This is a genomic window from Ensifer sp. EB106-03-01-XG145 (genome assembly GCF_058792075.1).
The window spans coordinates 1-9,420 of the sequence record NZ_JBYTEC010000052.1 but is presented as its reverse complement, the minus strand read 5'-3'; the positions used below and the strand labels follow the sequence as shown (position 1 = coordinate 9,420).

Annotated in this window: 8 protein-coding genes; 1 reads left to right on the top strand and 7 read right to left on the bottom strand. The window is 61.0% G+C overall.

The window, feature by feature from the left end:
* Nucleotides 1–34 precede the first annotated feature (34 nt).
* From AC3WWH_RS34475 to AC3WWH_RS34445, 7 genes are all read right to left on the bottom strand, one after another.
* Nucleotides 35–853 carry a ceramidase domain-containing protein gene (locus AC3WWH_RS34475; RefSeq protein WP_492377612.1) on the bottom strand — a complete coding sequence of 273 codons (819 nt, stop codon included), beginning with the start codon at nucleotides 851–853 and terminating at the stop codon, nucleotides 35–37.
* A gap of 302 nt (nucleotides 854–1,155) precedes the next feature.
* Nucleotides 1,156–2,292, bottom strand: a complete 1,137-nt coding sequence (locus tag AC3WWH_RS34470; protein WP_058320704.1) for a glycoside hydrolase family 88/105 protein — start codon at nucleotides 2,290–2,292, stop codon at nucleotides 1,156–1,158.
* A gap of 8 nt (nucleotides 2,293–2,300) precedes the next feature.
* Nucleotides 2,301–3,854, bottom strand: coding sequence for a polygalacturonase PglA (pglA, locus tag AC3WWH_RS34465; RefSeq protein WP_058320705.1), 1,554 nt, complete (start codon nucleotides 3,852–3,854; stop codon nucleotides 2,301–2,303).
* A gap of 68 nt (nucleotides 3,855–3,922) precedes the next feature.
* Entirely contained in the window at nucleotides 3,923–5,188 is a 1,266-nt protein-coding gene (locus AC3WWH_RS34460) for an ABC transporter substrate-binding protein (protein ID WP_058320706.1), read from the bottom strand.
* 40 nt (nucleotides 5,189–5,228) lie between these two features.
* Nucleotides 5,229–6,323: an ABC transporter ATP-binding protein gene (locus AC3WWH_RS34455; RefSeq protein WP_058320707.1), complete on the bottom strand. Its 1,095-nt coding sequence runs from the start codon at nucleotides 6,321–6,323 to the stop codon at nucleotides 5,229–5,231.
* 2 nt (nucleotides 6,324–6,325) lie between these two features.
* Nucleotides 6,326–7,210, bottom strand: a complete 885-nt coding sequence (locus AC3WWH_RS34450) for a carbohydrate ABC transporter permease (RefSeq protein WP_058320708.1) — start codon at nucleotides 7,208–7,210, stop codon at nucleotides 6,326–6,328.
* Nucleotides 7,211–7,213: 3 nt separating this feature from the next.
* A complete protein-coding gene (locus AC3WWH_RS34445) occupies nucleotides 7,214–8,095 on the bottom strand; it encodes a carbohydrate ABC transporter permease (RefSeq protein ID WP_058320709.1) in 882 nt (293 codons plus the stop codon).
* Between the two features lie 212 nt (nucleotides 8,096–8,307).
* Between AC3WWH_RS34445 and AC3WWH_RS34440 the strand changes: the two genes are divergently transcribed.
* Nucleotides 8,308–9,231, top strand: a complete 924-nt coding sequence (locus tag AC3WWH_RS34440) for a helix-turn-helix domain-containing protein (RefSeq protein ID WP_058320710.1) — start codon at nucleotides 8,308–8,310, stop codon at nucleotides 9,229–9,231.
* Nucleotides 9,232–9,420: the final 189 nt, after the last annotated feature.

The following is a 9,420-nucleotide window of genomic DNA, read 5'->3' as shown; positions in this document are numbered from 1 at the left end:
CGCAGCGCGGTTCGTGTTCGCCTGCGCCCCAATATCACCCGCGGTCGAGGCCTGCGCGGCTGGCAGCACTAGCGTCAGACTCAGACGGCATGGGCTTTGACAAAGAGTCTGCACGGCCTCCTGGCGAAAGTTGTTCGATCGACAGGAGCGCGAATCCCAGGGCGACGGCGTTGAGGACATGCCAGATGAAGTGCGTGCCTACGCTCCAATATCCGCAGAGCGGCGCATCGAGGATCCGAAAGACCAACGCAGCGGAGAAAATCGTGCCAGCCGCCACCAGCAGCGGTGGCATCGAACCACGACCTGCAAGCGGTATCGCGAACGCCACGCCGAAAGTCGCGATCAATCCCGGAGCATAGGTCGCCGAACTTCCGAGCAGAGGCTTTGCGATGACTTCGAGTGTGGGCGAAAGGACCAGCAATGTCGCGGTCAACAGTCCGGCAACGATGGCGCTTAGGCGCAGCAGCCGCGTCAGCGCCGCGAAGAAGAACGAGTATATGACCACCGCGATGGGCACGATGTCCGCGGTCAGCGACCACCGGTTGGCCAACGTATGGAATAGGAACGAGCCGATGCCGACCGATGCCGTCAGGAGTGCCAGGACAAGTAGCTGCTTGTCCGCTCGTCCAGCCCGGCGCTGGCGAACGAATATGGCGGCCGCGGCTATGACGAAGCCCAGGTTGGTGAGCGTGTTGAACGGCTCCGCCCAGAAGCCCGGCCCCACGCGTTCGCAGTAGTGGTCCAACGGTGTCCACCAATCCCCACCCGGACTAGGACCCATTGAGAATGACGTCGTCGCAACGCTTGCCGCCCCGAACAGCGCGGAACCTACAATCGTGATCAGTCTCAGCATTCTCTGGGCACCTCTTCCAGCTGAATTGGGTGAGGATGAACCTTCCAATGATGGGAGGGTCAATACCCTAATCAAGAATTTGAACATATAAGGGGCCGCCGCTTGTGTGCGCCCTAACTGGTGTCTCGCAAGCCATACTGATCGATCCTATATCAACCTGCTCGGTCGGATATCTGATCGGGTTCCAACCGGGGTGTCGGATCCCGGCTGGCCGTGTCAGCGAGAGCAGATACCTCCCCGGCACCTCGTTTAAGCAAGCGCTATCTGTTCCGGACTTTGCTCGTCTTCGATACGGATCTGGTTCATCTGGCGCTGGCCGATCCTTGTCGGCCGGTTGCAACGCTGAGGGACTTGTCGCAGCACCTCAGGCCTTCGGCGAACGCCATCATCAGTGGTCCGACGCCCTTGGCGTCATCGGCGACCACTTGCTCCGAGAGGTAGTAGCCGGGCGAGCCGTCGCGATAGTTGCCTTCGAAGCCGCCGAGACCAGCGACACCGACGATTGTCGTCAATCGAGTGATGCCCTCGCTATCGGCGACAAGGCGCCCCGAAATCAATGCGTTGAGGGCTCGCCGGCCGGCCACAGTGGCTCGATCAGCCTGAGAAAGGCCCAATCGCGCGTAGCGCAGCAATGCGTAGGCAAACATGGCAGAAGCAGAGCTTTCCTCATAATTGCCCGCAAGATCGGGCTCATCGATGACTTGCATCCAGAGGCCGGACGGCGTCTGGCGTGCCATCAATTCGTCAAGCAGCAGGCTGGTCCTCAAACGTAGCGCTGCGGTCGCCCTGTCGTTGGGTAGAAGCGCCAGCGCATCAACCAGTGCCATTGCCAGCCAGCCGACGGCCCGGGCCCAGACCGCCGGCGACCTGCCTGTAATCGGGTCGGCCCAACTTTGCTTCCGGCTGTCATCATAGCCGTGCACGTAGAGGCCCTTGGCGGTCGCCGTGAGCGCAAGTGCTGTCGCGAACTGCTGAAGCGCATCGGCAATCAGAGCCGGATTGTCGGTCGCAAGTGCGTATTCGATCTGAAACGGGAGACCCATATAGAGCCCGTCGAGCCAAACCTGGTTAGGGTAGCGCTGCTTGTGCCAATAGTTGCCCGCAAGTATGCGCGGATGGGTTTCAAGTTGACCTGCGAGTTGGTCTGCCGCTGTCCTGTAGCGAAGATCGCCTGTTTCTGCGGCCAATGGGAACAGGACGCGTCCAGCGAGAATGTGGTCGATATTGTACTCGGCAGGATCGTACCCGAGGAGTGTGCCGTCAGAACCGACCTGGCGATCGACGAGCCGGTGCAGGTGCTCGCTCCAGCGCCTCTCGCCTGTCGCCTCGAAAAGCAGTCGAAGACCGCGATAGATGCAGCCGTCCTCGTAGCACCAGCTTCCGCCCTTGTAGGGGGTGTAGCGTTGCGTGAACTGGTCGAAATAGGCGGTCGGGTCCATCGGGTATCTCATTCAAGGGAAACGGAAATCGGGGCTCTGCTCAAGAGCGCAGGTTCGTCGCAGTCGATCTCGGCGTACTCGGCGGCGATCGCCTCGTGCCGCATAGGTCGCACCCGGTCAGCCATGATCGGCGGTGAGGCGGTCGCGTCGGCGCGATAGGACGCAATCTTCAGTCGGCGAATTCTGACGTTTCGGATTGGCGCTTCCGGCAGGCCGAGAAACGCGCCCGCTGCGTGCGAGAGCTTGCGGATTTCGACGTCCTCGATGGTGACGCCATCGATGAAGGGTGTTCCCTGATCGATCAGGGCCGGTTGGCGTGACTGCACCCAGTCGTCGTGACCGTCGGCATCGCAATGGTAATGAGCGTTGGCCGATAGCGCTGTGTCCACACCATCCATGAGAACCCGCCGCATGACGATATTCGTGATGGATCCACCGCGCCCCCGTCGTGTCTTCAGGCGCAGGCCGCGATCCGTGCCGACCATTTCGCAATCCTCGACGGAGACATCGTGCACGCCGCCCGACATTTCCGAGCCGATCACGAGGCCGCCGTGGCCACGCTCCATCAGGCAATGGGTGATTCGGACGCCGCGGGTTTCGGTAAGGTGATCGTGTTCGCCATTCGGCCTGCGCTTGCCCGCCTTGACCGCGATACAATCGTCGCCCACGGAAAATCGCACGCCGGTGATCGTGACGTCGCGGCAGCTTTCAGGATTGAATCCATCGGTGTTCGGGCTGTCGGGCGGGGCGACCACGGTGAGGCCCGCTGCAACCAACCTCCTGCAGCCCTGCGGATGGATCGTCCAGGATGGCGCGTTGCGGATGGTAAAACCCAGCAGCTTCACGTCAGCACAGGAGACGAGGTGCAGACCGCGCGGGCGGCGGGCTCCGTCACGGGTTTCCTTCGGCCAATGCCACCAATCTCCCCTGTCGCCCGAACCATCGAGAGAGCCCTCTCCTTCGAGCACGAGCCGTTCGGCGCCGATGGCATGGACCGGAGCGGCAAAACAGGCAGTCGGCAGGCCCTCCCAGCTTCCTAGCATCCTGCCCATTGCGTCGCGGGCTTCAAGGATGGGCCAGCCCGCGCGCACCGAGGGCGCATGAAGGACCGCTCCCTTGGAAATATGCAGGGTTATGCCGCTCTTGAGCCGAACCGGAAAGGCCGTCCAGTCTCCTTTGGGCAGGCGCAGAGTGCCGCCGTCGGGCACGGCGACTACGGCGTCCGCCAGAGCGGCAGCGTTGGCGCGGGCACCCTCGAGATCGTCGTGACGGATACCGGGGACAAGACCGAATGCGGTTGGATCGATCAGACCGGCGCAGGCTGGCGTTTCGAACTCAAGCGGCTGGAACCCTTCGACCTCGAGGCGGTAGCGACCACCCGGTTGAAGATCATGGAGAAGGCTGACGACCGTCGCAGTGATCCCTTCCCGCACCTCACCGTCGCCGGCCGCCGGCTCGAGCCGCCAGGAGGCCGGGTCAGGCAGGCGATAGAGCGCTCCGGCTTTAGGCAGGCAAAGCGCTGCCGTTCGCGCTGACAGCGCGATGATGGACGGTCGGATCATGGTCTCGTTCTCTTGGCTTTTCCGGTAGAGTGGACCCGCCGCGGAAACCGTGGCGGGACATCTGACGATCAATCGAACTCGGCAAGCACGTCGTTCACCGTATCGATGATCTGTGCGGCTGCCTCATCCGCCTTCAACTGGCCATAGGCGTACTCCTCCAGCGTATCGATGAAGGCTGCGCGCACCTCCGGATGCTCGTTGAAAGGCGAGACGGCCGGACCGCTTGCGGCAACGACGATAGCGTTTGCTGCGCGCACTTCCGGCTCGCCCTTGTCACCGAGGCGGGCAGCGGCGGCCTTCGACGCCGGCAAGCCGCGCGATGTGCCAAGCGCATCGATGCCCTCGGGTTCGTTCAGAAGGCAATTGACGATCTGAGCTGCCGCCTCAGCGTCCTTGGAGTTCTTGGAGATGGAGAACACCATCGAGGGTTTGCGATAGACGCCTTCCGTCACGGCGTCCGGAAACCTCAGCATTGCCACGGACTTCAACAGCTGACCGTCTTTCAACGGGTCTGCATATTTCGAATAGGTCGAATCCCATTCGTAGGAGCCGGCAATCTTGCCGTCTGCCCAGGCCGGCTTTTCAAACAGATTGACATTGCCATCGGCTGCTTCTTCCTTCTGCGATCTGATCGCTCCGGCCTCGACCAACTTGCCCAGGAACGATATGCCCTCGGCAAGTTCCTCCGGCGTCCAGGCAACGCGATTGGTCGCGGGATCGACCAGATCCTTCCCGGTCTTCTGCACCACGGCCAGCGTGGTCAAAAGCTGCGCCGTCTCCTTGACGGCGTTGAAGGTATAGTAGTCCTTGCCGAGCTTTTCCTTGATGGTCGCCGTGGCGGCGAAAAACTCGTCCCAGCTTTTCGGAATGGCGACGCCTGCCTTTTCCAATGTCGTGGCGTTGAAGAAGAAGACGCGGCCCGTCGTCGAAACGGAGAGCCCTTGCAGCACGCCGTTCATCGAGCCGGCCGCGAGATCCGCTTCGCTCCAGTTGGAAAGATCGATCGCCTTGAGCTTGCGCAGATCAGCGAAGCCGTCGCCATTCTTCGAGAACAACGGCAGCCAGGGCCAGTTGACCTGGATGATATCGGCTTCGGTCTTGCCGGCCATCTGGGTCGTCAGCTTTTCGAGGTAACCGTCAAATCCCGTGAATTCGCCCTTGACTGTGTGGCCATATTTCTCGCCACAGGCGGCGATCGCCTTCTGGGTGGCGACGTGGCGGCTCTCGCCGCCCCACCAGGCCATGCGCAGTTCGGCGCCCTGAGCGGCCGTCCCGAGGGCCAGGGCGCCATAGGCAACGCCGGCCAATGCTGCGATCGTTCTCTTCATTTTCATCGAACTTCTCCTCCTTGGAATTGGGCCGAGCGCTCCCTCCTCACAGCGAAACGTTGCGGCCATCGGTCTTGTCGAAAACATGCAGGTGGTCGGGGTCCGGGCGCAGGCGGATAACGTCCGACTGGCCAAGTGTCTCGAATTCGGCGGCGCCCACGACGCTCACCAGCTTGCGGCCTTCGAGGTCGGCATGCAGGTACACTTCGTGCCCCATGAACTCGGCGTTGGTGAGCCTTGCGGAAAGGCCCGGCCCATCGGCGACGAGCGAAAGATGCTGCGGGCGCATGCCAAGCACGGCCTCTGTAGGTCTGGCCGAAAGTCTGCCCTCGAGATTGGCGCCGAGTGCCACGCGCTGGCTTCCGATCTGGAGATCGCCGCCCTGAAGCGTCGCATCGACGAGGTTCATCTCGGGGCTTCCGATGAAGCCGGCGACAAACAGGTTTGCCGGACGATTGTAGAGTTCCTTGGGCGTTGCCACCTGCATGATGTGGCCAGCCTGCATGACGCAGATCCGGTCTCCCATGGTCATGGCTTCCGTCTGGTCGTGCGTCACGTAGATGACAGTCGAAGACAGGCCTTCGGCCTTCAACTGTCTGTGCAGATCGGTGATGCGGACCCGCATTGAGGCGCGCAGCTTGGCGTCGAGATTGGAAAGCGGCTCATCGAACAGGAAGACGCCTGGCTTCTTGATGAGGGCACGTCCGAGCGCGACGCGCTGCGCCTGTCCGCCGGAGAGCTGCTTTGGCAGGCGGTCGAGCAGCGGCTCGATCTCGAGGATCCTGGCCACGTGCTTGATGGCTGCGTCGATCTCTGCCTTCGGCTTGCCGGCAATCTTCAGCCCGAAAGCCAGGTTGCCGCGCACCTTCATGTGCGGATAGAGCGCGTAATTCTGGAACACCATCGCGATCGAACGCTTGCCCGGCGGCAGGTCGTTGACCCTTTGGTCACCGATCACGATCTCGCCGCCCGAGACTTCCTCGAGCCCCGCGACCATGCGCAACGTGGTGGACTTGGCGCAGCCCGAAGGCCCGACGAAGACCATGAACTCACCATCCTCGATGTCGAGGTTGATGCCATGCACGGCCTTGAACGCGCCGCCATAAACCTTTTCAAGATCTTTCAGTTGAACCTTTGCCATGGTCAGCCTTTGACTCCCCCGGAGGAGATCCCTTCAATGAAGTACCGTTGCGCAGCGAAGAACACGACCAGAGCGGGTGTGATGGTTAGCACCGACATTGCGAGAATGCGGTTCCATTCGAAGGCCTCTGTCGTGTCGATGGAGAGTTTGAGCGCGAGGCTCACGGGATACTTGTCGACCGATGACAGGTAGATCAGCGGGCCCAGAAAATCGTTCATCGTCCACATGAACTGGAACAGGCAGACTGAGATCAGCGCCGGCGCCAGCATTGGAACGACGATGTAGACCAACGTCTGGAAACTGTTTGCGCCATCGACACGCGCTGCCTCTTCCATGTCTGCCGGCAAAGAGCGTAGGAACTGCACCAGCATGAAGACGAAGAAGGCATCGCCGGCGAAGGCAGAGGGCACCCAGAGCGGCAGGAAACTGTCCAGCCAGCCGAGATCACGGAACAGGATATATTGCGGGATGCGCGTCACGACATTCGGCAAGAGCAGGATCGCGATCACCGAAGCGAAGAAGATCTTCTTGAACGGGAAATCGAACCGCGCGAAGGCGTAGGCCGCCATGGTGCAGGAGATCGCCGTGCCGATCACCTTCGGCAGGATGATCAGGAACGAATTCCAGAAGAACCGGCCGAAGGTATAGGGCGTCGATGTCTGCCAGCCTTTGATGTAGCCATCGGCGGTCGGGTTGTCCGGCAGGAAGCCCGCCCCGGCGAAGATCTCCGAGTTGGTCTTGAAACTCGCGCCGACCAGCCAGATCAGCGGATAAAGCATGACGAAACCGACCGAAAAGAGCAGCACGTAGCGAACCGTCGTCGACAGCACGCGAAGCCTTGCCCTACGTGCGGCCTGCTGGCCGTTGAGCTTTTGAAGATCGACCATGGCTCAGCTCCTCTTGTCGCCGGCGTAGTAGACCCACTTCTTCGAAGACCAGAAGGCGACGAGGGTCAGCGCGGTGATGATGGCAAAGAGCACCCAGGCAATGGACGAGGCATAACCCATGTTGAACTTCTTGAACGCCTCGTCATAGATGTAGAGCGGCAGCAGGTATGTGGCCTTCAGAGGACCGCCCTGAGTGATGATGTAGGGGCCGTTGAACTCCTGGAACGCCTGCACCATCTGCATGATGAGGTTAAAGAAAATCACGGGAGTCAGCAGCGGCAGGGTGATCCAGAAAAAGGTCCGCACCTTGCCCGCGCCATCGATCGCCGCTGCCTCGTAGAGCGACTTGTCGATCGATTGCAGTGCTGCCAGGAAGATCACCATGGCCGAGCCGAACTGCCAGCAGCGCAGAAGCGTGATGGTGAAGAGCGCGTTGGTCGGATCGCCGAACCAGTCGACCGGGGCAAGCCCCAGCGTGGCGAGCGCCATGTTCGCGAGCCCCTCCGAGGCAAAGACATAGCGCCACAGCACGGCAATCGCGATCGAACCTCCAAGGATCGACGGCACATAAAAGGCCGTGCGGAAGAGGCCGATGAATTTCAACCGGTAATTCAGGATCGCTGCGATGAAGAGTGCAAAGGCGAGCTTCAACGGCACGGTCAGGAACACGTAGAGCAGCGTGACGTTCAACGACTTAAGGAACGTGCGGTCACGGGTGAACAGCCGCTCGTAGTTGGCGAGCCCCGTCCAGCGTGGCTCGCTCAACAGGTCGTAGCTGGTGAAGCTCAGGTAGAACGAGCCGATGAACGGAATGGCCGTGAAAATCAGAAGGCCGATGACGTAGGGCGCGAGATAGCCGAGCCCGAGAAGGCGGTGTCCTTTCATGCCGCTCCCCCCGGATGGCACCGAAATGCTGCCTTTATAGATACAGTTTCGTACAAATTACGCTCCCGGATCGGCACGGACGAAAGCAGGACTCTCCCTTTTTCGCCACGAACCGATCCCTCCTCCCAGACGATACGGTGCGCACAAGCGGCTTATGCGGTGACAATCACCCATCTCTCCTGCAGAATGAATTCACAAAGGCGAGGAAAAAGATGGACGAAATTGAAGGTGGAATTCTCTCTGCGATTCCGCCGACGGCGCTGACCCTCAGTTTGACGCGAGCCGCTATCCGCATGGAACACTCGCACACCTGGCGGATCGACAAATCGAACGAGGTCGATGATCTCGTGATCTGCCTCGAAGGACGCGGGCATTACCTGATAGACGGCGAACCGGTGATCATGGAGCCGGGTGACGCGATGCTGATTTCCCGTGGCCAGCGGTTCGTCGGATGGAATGAGGGGCGGGAGACCTATCTCGGCGTTGCGCAGCACTTTACGCTCGATATCTACGGGCGCCATAACCTTATCGCGCAGATGGACCTGCAACCGAAATTGCGCCTCATGCGCTGGGCGCTTCTCGAACCTGTGGTACGTCACTATCGCCAGAGCGCTCCCCCCTCCTCCGTCACGCTCGGTCAGCATCATCTCTTCATGGTGCTGCTCATTGCCTTTATCGAGGATGCATTCATCGGATGGCGGGACCACGCCACCTACCAGCCCGAGGGTGCCGATGCGATCGACCTTGCTGTCATGAAAGCTGCCACGATGATTTCCGCCAATCCACTTGATCCGGAGATTGCGACACGAGCGGTCGATGCATCGCCCTACAATCGAGACTACTTCCTGCGCGAATTCCAGAAGCGTGTGACCCGCACGCCGCGAAAGTATCAGGAACTGAAACGCATGGAGCGCGCCATGCATTTCCTGGAGGCTGGCCTTTCCGTGGCGACTGCCGCAACCGAAGTCGGCTATTCCGATCCCTATTACTTCTCCCGCATGTTCAAGCGAACCTTGGGCCTCAGTCCGCGCGATCACCTGAACAAGGTGCGCCAGAGTCGAGATGGTGGCTTGATGCAGCTTGACGAACCCGAGCAAGCACTTGCGCTCGCGGACGGACTTGCGGCCAACCAGTAGGAGCGCGGTCGGCACCGTTGCGATCAACGCACGTCCCGCCTGCTGGGGGAGCGCGCGGTTGGCGCGTTGGCCTCCCGCGCTGTTCTCACCCTTGAGATACTTTGAATTCCGAGAGCGCACCGCGATCGATCTCGATGCCGAGGCCGGGCGAGTCGGGGATGGCAACGACACCATTCACGGCTTCGATCG

Coding starts and splice junctions, on each gene's coding strand:
- AC3WWH_RS34470 (WP_058320704.1), bottom strand. CDS start 2,292: ATGGACCCGACCGCCTATTTCGACCAGTTCACGCAACGCTACACCCCC.
- pglA (WP_058320705.1), bottom strand. CDS start 3,854: ATGATCCGACCGTCCATCATCGCGCTGTCAGCGCGAACGGCAGCGCTT.
- AC3WWH_RS34450 (WP_058320708.1), bottom strand. CDS start 7,210: ATGGTCGATCTTCAAAAGCTCAACGGCCAGCAGGCCGCACGTAGGGCA.
- AC3WWH_RS34460 (WP_058320706.1), bottom strand. CDS start 5,188: ATGAAAATGAAGAGAACGATCGCAGCATTGGCCGGCGTTGCCTATGGC.
- AC3WWH_RS34475 (WP_492377612.1), bottom strand. CDS start 853: ATGCTGAGACTGATCACGATTGTAGGTTCCGCGCTGTTCGGGGCGGCA.
- AC3WWH_RS34440 (WP_058320710.1), top strand. CDS start 8,308: ATGGACGAAATTGAAGGTGGAATTCTCTCTGCGATTCCGCCGACGGCG.
- AC3WWH_RS34455 (WP_058320707.1), bottom strand. CDS start 6,323: ATGGCAAAGGTTCAACTGAAAGATCTTGAAAAGGTTTATGGCGGCGCG.
- AC3WWH_RS34445 (WP_058320709.1), bottom strand. CDS start 8,095: ATGAAAGGACACCGCCTTCTCGGGCTCGGCTATCTCGCGCCCTACGTC.